This window comes from Brevundimonas sp. NPDC055812 (assembly GCF_053616535.1).
In genome coordinates this window covers 1-14,851 of record NZ_JBSHDX010000011.1, presented here as the reverse complement: position 1 = coordinate 14,851, position 14,851 = coordinate 1, and the positions used below count along the sequence as shown (strand labels likewise).

The following is a 14,851-nucleotide window of genomic DNA, read 5'->3' as shown; positions in this document are numbered from 1 at the left end:
GGGGATGGCCGAGGATTTCCGGCGACCGTTTTTCACGATCGGCCATTCCACGCGTTCCATCGAGGAAATGGCGGAGCTGCTTCGCGACGCCGAAGCTGAAATCGTCGTCGATGTCCGCAAGATGCCGCGCTCGCGCGCCAATCCGCAGTTCAATATCGACGTCCTGCCGCAGGCGTTGGAACCGTGGGGGATCGGCTATCGTCACCTCGCGGCGCTGGGCGGCCTGCGCGGGCGTGAACGTCAATGGTCTGCGTCGCCGAACACCCTGTGGCGCAACCGGAGTTTTCGGAACTACGCCGACTACGCCCTGACCCCTGCGTTCCGGCTCGGCCTTGTCGAACTGCTCGAGCTGGGTCGACGACGAACCTGCGCCGTCATGTGTTCGGAAGCGCTCTGGTGGCGATGTCACCGTCGGATCATCGCTGACTATCTGCTCGCCGACGGGGCCGAGGTCTTTCACATCATGGGGCCCGGCCAGACGGCGGCCGCCAGCTCGACGCCCGGCGTCAGGCGGGTCGCCGACGGGTTGATCTATCAAGAGCCCGGCGACGAGCATCAAGGTATGACCGAGGGGATTCCGACCTAATCCAGCGTTGTGCGCGAGCGCCACAGCGCCAAGGTCGAGATGATCAGGACAAACAGTCCCAGCGCCAACAGGTTCGGTCCCATGTCTGAGAGGGTCTGCTGCTTGAGGAGGGCGCCGCGCACGATCCTCAGAAAATGCGTGATCGGCAGGACATTGCCGATGTACTGGGCCCAGACAGGCAGGCCGTAGAAGGGGAAGGCGAAACCCGACAGGAAGATCGACGGCATCATGTAGAAAAAGGACATCTGCATGGCCTGCAGCTGGCTCTTGGCCAGGGTCGAGATCAGATAGCCGAGCGCAAGATTGCCCAGGATGAACAGGCTGACCCCGAAGGTCAGGGCGATCCAGCCCGCCGCAGTCTGCGCCATAGGCACGCTGAACAGAACGCGAGCGACGACCAGGATGACGGCAGTCTGGACGATGCCGACCAGGACATAGGGCGTCAGCTTGCCGACCATGATCTCTATCGGCGTGGCTGGGGTGGAAAGCAGCGCCTCCATGGTGCCGCGCTCGCGTTCGCGGGTCACGGCCATGGCGGTCATCATCACCAGCGTCATGGACAGGATGACGCCCAGCAGGCCGGGCACGATGTTGTAGGCGGTGATGTTCTCAGGATTATAGAGACGGTGCGTCACCACCTCGAACGGCGGAGAGGTCGAGGGTCTGGCCGCAGCGCCGACCAACTGGCGATCAAGCGCATTGTCGGGCAGGGCGGCGACAGCGCCCAATGCGCCGGCGGCCGACACAGGATCGGAGGCGTCCACTTCGACCAGGACCTGGGCCTGGTCGCCTTTCAGCACCCGTTCGGTGAAGTCGGGCGGAATGGTCAGGCCCAGCATGACCTGGCCGCGTCGCAGCAGGGCGTCCATCTCATCGGTCGAGCGGGGCAGGTAGCGCACATCGACGTAGCTGGTGCGCTCCATCGCCGAGACCACGGCGTTGGCGGTCACGCTGTGGTCGCTGGAGAACACAGCCGCCGGCAGATGCCGAGGGTCCATGTTGATGGCGTAGCCGAACAGCAGCAACTGCACGAGCGGCATCAGCAGGATCATGGCGTAGGTGATCCGGTCCCGGCTGAGCTGGGTGAATTCCTTGGTCAGGACCGCATAGATTCGCAGCAAGGCGCCGGTCATGCGTGATGTCCTTCCTGGACGCTTTCCGTCTCGCGGCTCATCAGCTGGATGAAGACGTCCTCCAGGGACGGCTTGACCTCGCTCCAGCGATAAGGGGCCTGACGATAGGGAGCCAGGGCCTGCTCCAGCGCGGCGCGGTCGACGCCGCTGACGTGAACCGCCGCGCCGAAGGCCGAGGCGCTGACCACGCCGGCCTGGGTCGCCAGACGGTGGGCCAGGTGGTCGATATCGGGACCTTCGCCGTTGAAGGTGATCAGGTTCGAGCGGTCTATGATCTCTTCGCCCGTCCCGCGCGCGATCAGTTCGCCATGCAGGATGTAGCCGATATCATGGCAACGCTCGGCCTCATCCATGTAGTGGGTCGACACGAGGACGGTCAGACCCTCTGCGGCGAGGGCGTGAATCTCATCCCAGAATTCGCGCCTGGCCTTGGGATCGACTCCGGCCGTCGGCTCGTCCAGCAACAGGAGCTTCGGCTCGTGCAGGGTCGCGGCGGCGAGAGCCAGCCGCTGTTTCCAGCCGCCGGACAGGGCGCCCGCCAACTGGTCGCGGCGCTCGGCCAGGCCCAGTCGCTTCAGCGCCCGATCCACGCGGTCGGCGCGATCATCAAGACCATAGACGCGTGCGACGAAGACCAAGTTCTCGTTGATGGTCATGTCGTCGTACAGTGAGAACCGCTGGGTCATGTAGCCAGTCTGACGCTTGATCCGGCTGCTCTCGGTTCGGAAGTTGAGCCCCAGGACCTCGCCTTCGCCGCTATCCGGGGTCAGCAGGCCGCACAGCAGGCGCAGCGTGGTCGTCTTGCCTGAGCCGTTCGGGCCGAGAAAGCCCGTGATCCGCCCCTCGTCCACGGCGATGGAGACGTCGCGCACCACACGTTTGTCGCCGAACGACTTGTTCAGACCTCTGACGTCGATGACCCGGCTCATCGGCGAGCGGGGGGAGTTTTCAGGGGCGTGACGTCGATTGGCTGGCCTGGCGTCAGCGCGCGCGGGGCTGAGGGCGCAGCTTCCACCAGGAAGACCAGCTTGTCGCGCGCAGTCAGGCTGTAGATGATCGGGGGCGTGTATTCCGGGCGGCTGGCGACGTAGTTGACGCGCGCCGTCATGCCCGAAGCGCAGCCGTCGCAGGCGATGGCGACCGTGGCGCCCGGCGGATAGGCGCTCACCACGGCCTGGGGCACATAGAAGCGCACCTTGACCTGATCGTCGGGGACCAGGCTGATGATCGGCGCATTGGCGGCGGCCCATTCGCCGGCTTGATACATGACATCCTCGACCCGCGCGGCGATCGGGGCGACGGGCGAGAGCTGGCTGAGCTGGCGGCGGGCGTCGACCACCCCCGCCTGGCTGCCCTGAATGGCGGCGCGGCTGGCGGCGATGCGGGCGGCGGCGGCGTCCACGTCGGTTCGGGCGGCGTCTCTGCGCCGCTGGGCGCCGGCGGCAGCGGTTCGGGCCTGGTCGAGTTGCTGGCCCGCGACCGATCCCGTCTTTTCTTGCTCCGCCGCGAGATAGCGGGCCAGGTCGGAGCCCGTACGGTCCACGTCCACGTCAGCCGCGGCCAGATCGGCGCGAGCCTTGTTCAGAGCGGCGACGTCGGCCTCCAGTTGCGCCTGCCCCTGATCGACCTGGGCGATCGCCTGATCGGCGCGCGCACCCAGGGATGTAGGATCGATGCGGAAAAGGGGGGCGCCGGCCTCGACACGCTGACCGCGCACGACGTTCAGGGTGTCCACCACACCCGCCACGGGGGCGGACATGTAGAGGTTCTGGCTCACGACATAGCCGGTAAACATCGGGGTGTCCGACGACCGCCGATCGAAGATGTTCCAGAGCAGCAGGGTGCAGGCTGCGCCTCCAACAACCAGGCCGATGACAAGCGGGCGGCGCGCGATGCGTCGACGGCGTTGTGCAGTGTCGGCCATCTAGAGCCCTCCCGCATCGGCGATGCGACGGTCGTCCCAACCGCCGCCGAGCGCCTTGAAAAGCGCCACCACGTCCAGATCGACCGCCCCCTGCGCCTGGATGCGTGCGTCGGAGGCGTCCAGGAAGGAGGCGCGCGCCGCCAGCAGGTCCAGCGCGGGCGCCAGTCCGGCGTTCTGTTGAGCCTGAAGGGTCGTCCATTGGTCGCGAGCGGCGGATTCGGCGGCTCTGATTTGCGCCTCTCGGACGCGGTCGGCCTCCAGCCGGCTCAAGGCGTCCTCGACGTCCTTCAGCGCGATCAGCACCGCGCCCTGATAGGCCAGAAGAGCTTCCTGCGCCTGGGTCTGGCGCAGGTCCACCGTCGCGCGCCGCCGTCCGCCGTCGAACAGTGGGAGCATGATTGCGGCGCCCGCCGTGGGTTGCAGGCTGTCGGACGAGATCAGCGCGCTGAGAGAGCCCGAGACCAGATGGATCGCGCCGGTCAGGCTGATCGAAGGATACAGGTCAGCCACGGCCACGCCGATCTCGGCGGTGGCGGCCGCGAGCTTTCGTTCGGCCGCCCGGACATCCGGCCGTCGCCGCAACAGATCCGACGGCAGGCCGACCGGAATGACGGCGGGCGCGGTCGGCGCGGCCTGGGGCTCGGCCAGATCGTTGATCAGCGCCATAGGCGGCCGGGCCAGAAGGACCGCCAGGGCGTGGGCCTGCGCGGTGCGCTGGGCGACGAGATCCTCACGCGCGGCGGCGATAGACGCTCTGTCGCGTTCGGCGGTGCGTTCATCCAGAGTCGACGTCAGGCCATGGCGTCGGCGGACTTGATGGAAAACCAGGACCTCGTCTCGCACTTCTTGAAGCGCGTCGGCCACGGCGATGCGCTGATCCAGGGCGCGATAGTCCAGATAGGCTCGCGCGACTTCAGCCGTCAGGATGATTTCGGCGTCACGCCGGCTCCAGACCGCCGATGCCGTGCGAGCATCCGCCGCCTCCAGCGCCCGTCGACCGGCCCCGAACAGGTCCAACTCCCACGAGGCGTCGAAACCGGTCTGGTAGGTCTCGAACGCCGTCCCCGGCGCGCCGATCGGTTCGGAGTCCGGCGTCCCTGACTCGCCCAGAAGCGCGGCGATGGAGGTGGTCTTGCTAAGCCGGGTGTAGCCGCCCTGTGCATCGGCCGAGATGGTGGGCGCGGTGGCGGCTCCGACGATGCGCGCCTGGTGTCGGGCTTCCTCGACCCGCAGCGTCGCCTGACGCAAATCCAGGTTGGCGGCCCGCGCCTGGTCGACCAGGCGATCCAGCATGGGATCGCGGAACGTTCGCCACCAGGCAGGGGCGGGCTGGCCGGTAGGCTCGCCGTGCGAGAAGGCCGCAGGCGTCGCCAGGGTCGGTTCGCTGTAGTTCGGGCCAGCCATGCAGGCCGCCAACAACACGGAAAGCATGACCGGCGCAGCGAGACGAGCGGCAAGGGTCTCCGAACCCATGCGCGGCGCTGTCTTCGTCATCCTCGGCCCCTCAGCATCATGTCGACGCCTGATCCAAGCTGTACGGCTACGGAGCCATAACGTCGCTTCCGGCGCAATGGTCGCATTGCGCCCGCGAAGAGGCAGAGTTTGTTACGCAATCTATCTGGCGGACTTCCTATAAGCGAACCGGACATTCTGGATATGGGGATGTGGCGGTGCTGTCCGTCGTAAGTGAAAGTCTCCAGTGGGTGCAGGAAGCCGGAGAAGGGTGAAGCTCCGGGGCGACAACGGTTCGGCGGCCGATGATTTTCAAGCGAGGCCAGCCGCCGTGTCTTGAGATGTATTGTTTATGATGCAAGGTGCTTTCCCGCCATCAGGGAGGAAGACTTGCCGCATGCTCTTGTCACAGGCGCAGCTCGAGGGATCGGGCTGGCGTTGACCGAAGCCCTGGCAGAGCGAGGTTGGGCGGTGACGGCGACCTGCCGCGCGCCGGACGAGGCCGCAGCGTTGCAGGCTCTGGGCGCCGCCCATTCCGAGTTGATCGAGATCGCGCCTTTGGACGTGGCGGACCTTGAGGCGGCGGAGAGACTGGCCGCTCGTATCGAGGCGCCGATCGACGCCCTGGTGAACAATGCGGGGATCGCCTGGCGGGACACCCCCTTCGGCGCCCTGGACTACGAGGCCTGGCGGCGGGTGATGGAGGTCAATCTGATGGCGCCCATGCGCGTGGCCGAAGCCTTCATCGAACAGGTCGCCGCCAGCGAGCACAGGAAGATCGTCTCAATCTCCAGCAGTCTGGGCTCCATCGCGGCGACGACGGGCGGCAACTACTTCTACCGGACCAGCAAGGCGGCGCTGAACATGGCCATGCGCAGTCTGGCCAAGGATCTGGCCCCGCGCGGCGTCACGGTCGCCCTGCTCAGTCCCGGCTATGTCGATACCGACTTCACCCGCCCTGTCGTCGGCGGTCCGCCCAAGATTTCGGCGCGCGATAGCGGCCAGGGCCTGGCGGACGCGATCATCGGCCTGACGCCCGAGGACTCGGGCCGTTTCAAACGGTTCAACGGCCAAGTGGTGGACTGGTAGCGTCCAGCGCGCTCAGGAAGGACAGGACGGCGTCGCGCCAGACTTCGGGCGACTCCAGCGCCGTCGCCGGGCCTGAAGGCAGGACGGCGCCGCGCCAGTCGGGCCTGCATTTCAGCAGCCGGGAACCATGAGAGTGAATGGCGTCGCCGCGACTGGACAGCACCAGCGTCGGGGCGGCGATGGCGTCGACGGCGCTGGCCATGTCCCAGGCATAGGCGGCGGCATGACCGTGATCGGCGCTCGCGTCGTTCACGTGATGGGCGATGATGGCGAGGTGCAGTCCGGCGACGGACAGGTCGGGGTCCGCCATCCCCCGCATGAAGCGCCAACGCGACGTGAAATGGCCGCCGCCCTCTTCGGGCGCATGGGCGTGATGGGGCAGGGCCAGGCGTTGAGCGCGTTCTGCGGCGGTGTAGAAGGGCGGGTTGTCGAGGATCAGGCCGCTTGTCCTGTCAGGTCGGGCGGCGGCGAAGGCGGCGGCGATCAGCGCCCCGGTGTGATGTCCCGCGATCACGGCGTCCTGAACGTCGAGGCTGTCGAACACGACGGCCATGTTCTCGGCATAGTCGCCAATGGCCGGTGGAGCGGACGGGCGATCGGAGAGGCCATAGCCCGGCGTATCGGGTGCGATGACGCGCCAGCCCGACTGCGCCAGCAGGGGCGCCAGACGGTGGAACTGAACTCCGCTCCACGGCGTCTGGTGCAGCAGAAGCAGGGGGCGGCCGAAGCCCCACTCGCGCAGGTGGACCTGCCCCCAGAGACCGTCGACGTAGCGGCGGCGCCCGCTGGTCCAGGCGGAGATCATGTTCGGGAGGTCAACGAGATGAGGCTCTGGCCCAACAGGCGTCCGAACGTCAGGGCGGGCGTCGCCATCATGCCTCCGCAGACGGCGCGTCCCATGGTCTGGCCGGCGCCCAGCAGTTCGCCGGCGGCCCACAGCCCCGGTATGGCCGAGCCGTCCGGGCGGATCACTTGAAGCTGGTCGTTGACAGCCAGGCCGACCGCGCTGCTGACCGCCGCGCCCTGCACCCGTATGGCGTAGAAGGGGCCTTGCGCGATCGGGAGAGGCAGATGGCGGCGGCCCAGGAAGTCGTTGCCGGAATGGACGCCGTAGTTATAGCTGCGCACGGCGCGCATGAGGCCGTCGGCGTCGATGCCCGACGCCGAGGCCAATTTCCTCAGATCGTCCGCCTTGTAGAAGAAGGGACGCTTTTCCAAGAACAGGGCGCGGATTTCGTCGGCGTTGAGGCCGGCGATGAACGGCGGCGCTTCCGTTAGGATCCGTTCGTCGAACACGACCCAATAGCGTTGGTCCGGTTGCTCGAGCAGGGCGTTTTCGCGTGCATCGACCGACTCCATGTCTTCGCGCACAAAGCGGTCGCCATGGGCGTTGACGTAGATCTCCCACGGCAGGCGGCGCTGGGGATAGGTGTTCAACCGGCCGACCATGCCGGGGCGCGGCCCTTCGCTGTCCAGCAGGAAGCCGAAGTTGATGAAGAAATTCTCGTGGCCGCGCAGCCATCCGCCGACGCTGCATCCCAGCCGGTGTCCGACGCCCTGCGAATAGGCATAGGGAAGATTGGTGTAGAGCGGGACGCCGTTCATGGCCTGATAGACGTCGGGCGAGGCGGAATAGCCGCCCGTCGCCAGCACGGTCTGGGCGGCCTCGAAATGATGTTCGGCGCCGTGGGCGTCGCGGGTCGTAACCCCGGTCACGGCGCCGCTGGGGTCGGTCGTCAGGCTCAGCGCTTCATGGCCCAGCCGCAGGCTGATCCGGCCGTCCGAGACGGCCTGCTCGATACGCGTGATCAGGACATCGCGCAGCGAGGCGCCGCCGTTTCGGCCCCAGTAGTAGCGCGCTCTGGAATAGGGTTCATGGCCGACGCCCTCGACCGGGCAGGCGGGATCGACATCGAAGCCCTGATCCATCAGCCAGTCGAAGGTCTCGGCGGCGTTCCATACCGCCAGCCGCACCAAGGCCTCGTTCGCCGTGCCTCGACTCAGGCGCATGACATCGTCGAAATGCGCCTGGGCGTCGTCCTCGATCCCCTTGTCGTGCTGCAGGCGCGTGCCCGCCGCGCTCAACTGGCCGTTGGCGACCCACAGGGTCCCGCCCAGCACATCGGCGTGATCGATCAACAGGACGCGGGACGTACGTTCCGCCGCGAAGATGGCGGCGGCCATGCCGGCGGCGCCTCCGCCGACGACGATGAGATCCCAGTGCGCGGTATCGGCGGTCATGCTCAACGCAGGGTCATTTCTTCATAGACCGGCACACGGTGGCGGATCTTCACGTGACCGACCCTAGGCGCATAGGCGAACAGGTCCTGGTGCTCGATCAGGAACAGGGAGGGCGCCGCCTCGCGGTACAGACGGCCCAGCGCCTGATAAGCCTTCAGCCGCTCGTCGTCGTCCATGATCTCGCGCGCGACCTTCAACTTGTCGGTGATCGCCGTGTCGCAGAAGAAGGGCGTCGGCCGCATGCAGGAAAAGTCCTCCATGGCGCGGGTGACATCGTAGTACTGGAAACTGTTCCACGACAGGGCCAGAGCCTCGCCCGCCCAGCTGTTGGTCTGATACTTCACCAGGAAGTCCGGCATGGTCATGACCTTGAGGCGGGTGTCGACACCGACGGCGCGCCAGTATTCGGCCACGGCCTGGGACATCATGTCGTCGCCCGGCGCCGCGTCGGTCAGGACCTCCATCGTCAGATTGAAGCCGTTCAGGTAACCGGCCTCGGCCAGCAGGCGACGCGCCTTGGCGGGATCATAGGGGTAAGGCGGTATGGTCGGATCATAGCCGAACACCCCCTTGGCCGCAGGCTGACCCGACGGCTTGGCGTTTTCCGGCAGCAGGGAGGCGATCGCCTCCTTGTCGACGGCGTAGTTGAGCGCCTGACGCACGCGCACGTCGCGCAGAGGCGAGGCCGGATCGCCGCCCACATTTCGGAAGGAGTAGGCCTTCACCTGCATGGCGGGGGTGTAGAGGACGTGGAAGCCGTTGCGCTCCAGCCGCTCCGTCTCCTCCAGGTCGACCAGCGACAGGTCCACATCGCCCGACAGAAGGGCCTGTGTCCGCCCCGCCGCGCTCGGCAGTTCATAGAAGACCACGCCGTCGATCGTCGACGGGCGCCATGATTTCGGGTTTCGGGCCAGGGTCAGGCGGCGGGTGCGCTGGTCCCAGCCGGTCATGACGAAGGCGCCGGTTCCGACCGGCTTCTGGGCGTAGGCGTCCATGCCCATATCGGCCAGGGCCTTCGGCTCGATCATCATGATGGCGGCCAGGCGGCGCGGCAGGACCGGATCGGGCCGTTCGGTGTGGATCTCCAGCTCCAGCGGCGCGACGGCGCGCGCTTCGACGATGCCGCGGGCTTCGGAGCCGATCAAGCTGCGCTTGCCCTGATCAGAGCGCAGGAAGGCGAAAACCTCGGCCGCAGCCTCGGCGTCGAACGGGCGATCGTTGGAGTAACGCACGCCTTCACGCAGCCTGAAGCGCCAGACGGTCGGCTCGACCAGTGTCCATTCGGTCGCCAGACCCGGCCCCAACTGGTCGTCGTCGTCGATTGCTGTCAGGCCGTCGTAGATGGCCAGCCACAGCAGGGAGCCGGGACGACTGTTGCCCCGAAATGGATTGCCGAGGCTGGAGGGCAGGCTGCCGGCGGCGACGCGCAGCACCTGGCTGCCGGTCGCAGGCGTCGGCTTGTTCGCGGCGCCTTGGCCGCAGGCGGCGACCAGGGCGGCGCCCAGACAGGCGACAACGAAGAAGCGAAGGCGGTTCGACGTCATGAGCGGGGCTGCTCCTGCATGAGGGCGTTCGCGCCGATGATGTCCATCACGCCGGCCAGCGCCTCGTCCGAGATCGGCCCGCCGGCTTCCAGGGCGGCGCTCAGGCGCGGGTCGGCCAGGGCGGCGGCCGGGTTGAGGGCGGCGGCCAGCAACAACTGCGTATAGGCGCTCCGCGGGTGATAGAGGACCTCTGCGACCGGTCCCTGTTCGACCACCTGACCGCTTTCGATGACGCAGACGTGGTCGGCCATGCGGCGCACGCTACGCATGTCGTGCGAGACGAACAGCATAGCCAGGTTCAGCCGCTCCTTCAGTTCCAGCAGCAGTGCGGAGACCTTGTCCTGATTGGCGAAATCCAGAGCCGAAAGCGCCTCGTCGGCGATCAGCAGGTGCGGCTCCATCGACAGGGCGCGGGCGATGGCGACGCGCTGTTTCTGCCCGCCGGACAGGGCGGCGGGCCGTAGGTCCAGCAGGCGGTGGTCCAAGTGAACGAGGTCCATCAGTTCTTCGACCCGCCGCCGTCGCGCCGCGCTGTCCAACCTGCCCACTACGATCAGCGGCTCTTCCAGTACGGCGCGGATGGACTGACGCGGGTTCAGGCTGGCGCCGGGGTCCTGGAAGACCATCTGGATGCCGTGCAGCATGGCCTTCGAGCGTTTGCCCAGTGGCGGCAGCGCGACGCCCTCGAACATGATCGTCCCTTCAGCAGGCGTCGCCAGGCCGGCGACGGCGCGGACCAGGGTCGACTTGCCCGATCCCGACTCGCCGACGATGGCCATGACCTGACCGGGCGCCAGGTCGAAACCGGCGCCGCGCAGGACGAAGCGGCGGTCACGTCCGCTGCCGTATGCGACGCCCAGGTTCTGAATCGACAGAAGCGGCGTGGTCATTGCCGTCTTCCCAGGTGGGCGGCATCCCGCAGGCTGCGGGTGAAGGAATGCCGGGGCTCGTACAGCACCTGCGTCGTGGGGCCTTCCTCGACGATCTCGCCTTCCAACATGACGGCGATGCGATCGCAGACGGCGCCGGCGGCGGCGATGTCGTGGGTGATCATCAGGGCGGCGGCCTGCTGGGCCTGACGCCGCAACAGGGCCAGAATCTGCAACTGGACCGTCGGGTCCAGCGCGGTGGTCGGCTCGTCGGCCAGGATCAGGGCCGGCTGGTTGATCAGGGCCAGGCCGATCATGGCGCGCTGGCGTTGTCCGCCCGACAACTGGTGCGGGAAGGCGTCGATGCAGGCGTCGGCGCCCGGCAGGCGCATGGCGCGCAGGGTTTCGACGGCCAGGGCGCGGGCGGCGGCCTTGTCGAGGCCGCGATGGCGACGCGCCGACTCAATCAGAATGGAGCCCACCGTCTTCACCGGGTTGAACGAGGAGAGGGGGTCCTGGAACACCATGCCGATGCGGCCGCCGCGCACGGCGCGCCATTCCGCCTCGGTCAGATTGTCGATGCGGCGGCCTTCCAGACGAATCTCGCCGCCCGCGACGCGCACGCCCGGCGGAACCAGGCCGCCGACGGCGAAGCAGGTCAGGGTCTTGCCCGACCCCGACTGGCCGACCAGGCCGACGATCTCGCCACGGCGGATCGTCAGGTCGAGGTTGGGGATCAGGACGCGGCGGTCGGCGACGGTCTCCAGCCTCAGCTTGCGGATATCCAGCACCATTTCGTGTGCCGTGTTCAGGTCAGCAACGCTCATCGGGTCAGGTTCCGCAGGTGCTGCCCCACGCTGTGGGCGGCCACGATGATGATGACCATGGCGAAGGCGGGGCCCAGCGTCAGCCACGGGGCCTGCAGCATGAAGGCGCGTCCTTCGCTCAACATGGCGCCCCAGGTCGCGGCCCCCAGCGGTGCGCCGATGCCCAGGAAGGACAGGGCGCTTTCGGCCACGATCATTTCGGCGAAGTGGAAGACCACCAGCACCGACAGCGTCGGCACCAGGGCGGGCAGGACGTGGTGAGCGTAAAGGCGCACGACGCTCATGCCGGTCATCTCGGCGGCTTGGACGTATTCGCGCTGAAACAGGCTGCTGGCCTCGGCGTAGACAACGCGAGAGAAGACCGGCCAGGTCACCAGGCCGAGCGTCAGGGTGACCGCCCAGAAGCCGCTATCGCCCAACAGGGCGATCACGGTCACCGCCATGACGAAGGAGGGAAAGGACTGGGTGAAGGTGGTCAGCAGTTTCAGGGCGCCGCCCAGCCAGGCGCCCTTGTGCGCCGCCGCCAGGCCGAAGGTCGTACCGATGCAGAAGGCGATCAGGGTGGCACAGAAGGCCGAACCCACTGACCAGCGCATCCCGTTCAGCAGGCGCGCTAGCACATCGCGTCCCAGTTCGTCCGTTCCCAACAGATGGCCCGGCGCCAGCGGCGCGGCCAGACGCATCGACAGATTGATGGCGCGGTGGTCATGGCCGGACAGGGCGTCGCCGAAGATCATGACGGCGAGGCAGAACAGGCCCACCACGCCGGCGCCGACAATGGCGGGGGACAGGCTGCGGCTCATGATGCAGCCCTCGCGCGGCTGCGGATGCGCGGGTCCAGCAGGGCCTGCACCGCCTCGGTGACGGCGTTGCTGAGGAAGACGCTGACCACCATGACGAAGACCACGGCCTGCACCACGGGGAAGTCTAGGTTCAGCGTGGACTGCACCAGCAGCCAGCCGATGCCGGGCCAGGCGAAGATGGTCTCGATGACCACAAGGCCTGTCAGCATGAAGGCCAGTTCAGCCCCGATCAGGGCGACGGCGCCCAGCAGGGCGTTGGGCAGAACATGGCGCCACAGGATCTGGTTTTCGGACGCCCCGGTCGAGCGGGCGGTGCGCACGAAGTCGGCGGCCAGGGCGGCATGAGTGTTGGCCTCGACCACGCGGATCAGCTTGGGGGCCAGGAAGGAGACGACCGAGATCACCGGCAGCACCCAGGTCGCCGGTCCGCCGTAGCCGATCGACGGCAGCCATTCGAGCCCGGCGGCGAACAGGTTGATCAGCAACAGGGCGATGACGAAACCGGGAAAGCCCTGCATCACCGTCAGCACGCCGCGCACCGCACGACGCGCCGCCCCGGTGCGCTTCTGCCCCAGCCAGGCGCCCAGCGGCAGGGAGATCAGCAGGTTCAGACTCAGCGCCATTGCGGCCAGGAACAGGGTGGCGGGCAGGGAGGCCAGGACCTTGCCCAGGGCCGGGCTTCCATCGGTCAGCGACTTGCCGAAGTCGCCCTGAAGCAGCCGCAGCATGGTCTGGCCATACTGGACGATCAGGCTCCTGTCGAAACCGTACTCGACGCGGATCGCCTCGATCTGAGCCGGAGAGGCGCCTTCGCCCGCAATGACCAGGGCCGGGTCGCCGGTCAGTCGCAGCAGGAAGAACAGCACTGTCATTGCGGCGATCAGGACAAAGGCGAAGTCCCGTAAGCCGCCGAGGATACGAGAGGAGGACATCAGAGGCGTCGGCTCGCTTCGACCCCGTTCGAAACGGTCGGATGAGGCTTGGACATGTCCTGAACGGTCTCCGCCGAAGAGTCGTATCTAAGTTAAGACATCATCCTTAGGGCAAGCGAAGCGCCTGTCAACGTTGCTCAGTCCTCTGACATGAGCTCGCGCAACACCGCCAGCGTATCCTGCCCGAGCCTCGGCGGCGGGGCGTCATAGCGCACCGGCGTCTTGGACAGGCGGATAGGCGAGGCGACGGTGCGGACGGGGTCGGCCAGGTCGGGCCGGGTCTGCTCGACCGTCAGGCCGCGATGGATCGCCTGAGGCTCGGCGAACACCTGGTCGATGGTGTTGACCGGACCGCAGGGCACGCCCGCCGCCTCCAGCGCCTGCATCAGACCCTGCATGGTGAAGCCTTCCGTCTTCGCGGCGATCAGCGTCCCCAGCGCCTCGCGCTCGGCGACCCGCAGGGCGTTGCTGGCGAAGCGGTCCTCGACCTCCAGCCCCAGGGCGCCGCACAGGGCGCGGAACTGGCCGTCGTTGCCCACGGCGATGATCACCCTGCCGTCCGAGCACGAGAAGGGCTGATAGGGAGCCAGATTGGGATGGGCGTTGCCCATCCGCGTCGGCGCCTTGCCGGACACGAACCAGTTGGTCGCCTGATTGGCCAGCATGGCCGCCTGGACGTCAAACAGGGCGATGTCGACGTGCTGACCTTCGCCGCTCGCCCGTGCGTGCCACAGCGCCGCTAGAATGGCGTTGGAGGCGTAAAGGCCGGTGAACAGGTCCACGACCGCCACCCCGACCTTCATCGGCTCTGCGCCCGGCGCGCCGTCGGGCTGGCCTGTGATCGACATCAGCCCGCCCATGGCCTGGATCATGTAGTCGTAGCCGGCCCGGTGCGCGTCCGGCCCGTCTTGGCCGAAGCCGGTGATGGAGCAATAGACCAGCTTCGGATTGATCGCCGCCAGCGAGGCGTAGTCGAGGCCGTACTTCTTCAGCCCGCTGGTCTTGAAGTTCTCGACCACCACGTCGCAGGTCGTAGCCAGGCGACGCACGGCCTCGGCGCCGTCTGGGCTGGCGATGTCCAGCTCGACCGACTTCTTGCCCCGGTTGGCGCACAGGAAATAGGCGGCGTCGCCCAGTTGTCCGTCCGCCGTCGTGGTGAAGGGCGGGCCCCAGTGGCGGGTGTCGTCGCCCGCACCGGGCCGTTCGATCTTGATGACCTCGGCTCCCAGGTCCGCCAGCGTCTGCGTCGCCCACGGCCCGGCCAGAACCCGCGACAGGTCCAGCACTCGCACCCCGTGAAGCGGGCCTGTGGGGGTGTCGGAAATCGTGGGGCTGAGGGTCATGACGGGCCCTTAATCAGAAGGCGGCTTCGCCGGTGATGGCGCGGCCCAGGATCAGGGCGTGAACGTCGTGCGCGCCTTCATAGGTGTTGACCGTCTCCAGGTTCATGG

The 14,851-nt window shown here is 67.4% G+C and carries 14 protein-coding genes; 2 read left to right on the top strand and 12 right to left on the bottom strand.

All coding sequences use genetic code 11. The features are described from left to right. Positions 1-4: 4 nt before the first annotated feature. Positions 5-586, top strand: coding sequence for a DUF488 domain-containing protein (locus ACWGL1_RS15605; RefSeq protein ID WP_452112503.1), 582 nt, complete (start codon positions 5-7; stop codon positions 584-586). Here the strand turns inward: ACWGL1_RS15605 and ACWGL1_RS15600 are convergent. From ACWGL1_RS15600 to ACWGL1_RS15585, 4 genes are read right to left on the bottom strand one after another with little or no spacing between them, the layout of a single operon-like run. Beyond that, the gene (locus ACWGL1_RS15600; RefSeq protein WP_452112502.1) at positions 583-1,719 is read right to left on the bottom strand and encodes an ABC transporter permease; all 1,137 of its coding nucleotides are present in this window, start codon (positions 1,717-1,719) and stop codon (positions 583-585) included. The two genes, ACWGL1_RS15605 and ACWGL1_RS15600, sit on opposite strands and share 4 nt — an antisense overlap. Continuing rightward, on the bottom strand, positions 1,716-2,648 hold the full coding sequence (locus tag ACWGL1_RS15595; RefSeq protein ID WP_452112501.1) for an ABC transporter ATP-binding protein: 933 nt from the start codon (positions 2,646-2,648) through the stop codon (positions 1,716-1,718). The genes ACWGL1_RS15600 and ACWGL1_RS15595 overlap by 4 nt, the downstream gene beginning before the upstream one ends. Next, the gene (locus tag ACWGL1_RS15590; protein ID WP_452112500.1) at positions 2,645-3,643 is read right to left on the bottom strand and encodes an HlyD family secretion protein; all 999 of its coding nucleotides are present in this window, start codon (positions 3,641-3,643) and stop codon (positions 2,645-2,647) included. Before ACWGL1_RS15590 ends, ACWGL1_RS15595 begins: the two co-directional genes overlap by 4 nt. After that, a complete protein-coding gene (locus ACWGL1_RS15585) occupies positions 3,644-5,137 on the bottom strand; it encodes an efflux transporter outer membrane subunit (RefSeq protein WP_452112499.1) in 1,494 nt (497 codons plus the stop codon). It abuts the gene before it with no gap. Positions 5,138-5,431: 294 nt separating this feature from the next. Here ACWGL1_RS15585 and ACWGL1_RS15580 point away from each other — a divergent pair, with 294 nt between their 5' ends. Then, complete coding sequence (locus tag ACWGL1_RS15580; protein WP_452112498.1) at positions 5,432-6,184, top strand: SDR family oxidoreductase; 753 nt, start codon at positions 5,432-5,434, stop codon at positions 6,182-6,184. On the opposite strand, the gene ACWGL1_RS15575 is transcribed toward ACWGL1_RS15580, so the two are convergent. The 8 genes from ACWGL1_RS15575 to ACWGL1_RS15540 form a co-directional block, all read right to left on the bottom strand. Then, entirely contained in the window at positions 6,159-6,989 is an 831-nt protein-coding gene (locus tag ACWGL1_RS15575; protein WP_452112497.1) for an alpha/beta fold hydrolase, read from the bottom strand. The two genes, ACWGL1_RS15580 and ACWGL1_RS15575, sit on opposite strands and share 26 nt — an antisense overlap. Continuing rightward, positions 6,986-8,425, bottom strand: a complete 1,440-nt coding sequence (locus tag ACWGL1_RS15570; RefSeq protein WP_452112496.1) for an FAD-dependent oxidoreductase — start codon at positions 8,423-8,425, stop codon at positions 6,986-6,988. The genes ACWGL1_RS15575 and ACWGL1_RS15570 overlap by 4 nt, the downstream gene beginning before the upstream one ends. 2 nt (positions 8,426-8,427) lie before the next feature. Then, positions 8,428-9,969, bottom strand: coding sequence for an ABC transporter substrate-binding protein (locus tag ACWGL1_RS15565; RefSeq protein ID WP_452112495.1), 1,542 nt, complete (start codon positions 9,967-9,969; stop codon positions 8,428-8,430). Beyond that, positions 9,966-10,859, bottom strand: a complete 894-nt coding sequence (locus ACWGL1_RS15560; RefSeq protein WP_291775894.1) for an ABC transporter ATP-binding protein — start codon at positions 10,857-10,859, stop codon at positions 9,966-9,968. Before ACWGL1_RS15560 ends, ACWGL1_RS15565 begins: the two co-directional genes overlap by 4 nt. Beyond that, the gene (locus ACWGL1_RS15555) at positions 10,856-11,665 is read right to left on the bottom strand and encodes an ABC transporter ATP-binding protein (protein WP_291775897.1); all 810 of its coding nucleotides are present in this window, start codon (positions 11,663-11,665) and stop codon (positions 10,856-10,858) included. Before ACWGL1_RS15555 ends, ACWGL1_RS15560 begins: the two co-directional genes overlap by 4 nt. Beyond that, positions 11,662-12,468, bottom strand: coding sequence for an ABC transporter permease (locus ACWGL1_RS15550; RefSeq protein ID WP_452112494.1), 807 nt, complete (start codon positions 12,466-12,468; stop codon positions 11,662-11,664). The genes ACWGL1_RS15555 and ACWGL1_RS15550 overlap by 4 nt, the downstream gene beginning before the upstream one ends. Beyond that, complete coding sequence (locus ACWGL1_RS15545; RefSeq protein ID WP_291775901.1) at positions 12,465-13,400, bottom strand: ABC transporter permease; 936 nt, start codon at positions 13,398-13,400, stop codon at positions 12,465-12,467. The genes ACWGL1_RS15550 and ACWGL1_RS15545 overlap by 4 nt, the downstream gene beginning before the upstream one ends. A gap of 137 nt (positions 13,401-13,537) precedes the next feature. Next, complete coding sequence (locus tag ACWGL1_RS15540; RefSeq protein WP_452112493.1) at positions 13,538-14,743, bottom strand: CaiB/BaiF CoA transferase family protein; 1,206 nt, start codon at positions 14,741-14,743, stop codon at positions 13,538-13,540. Between the last annotated feature and the right edge of the window lie 108 nt (positions 14,744-14,851).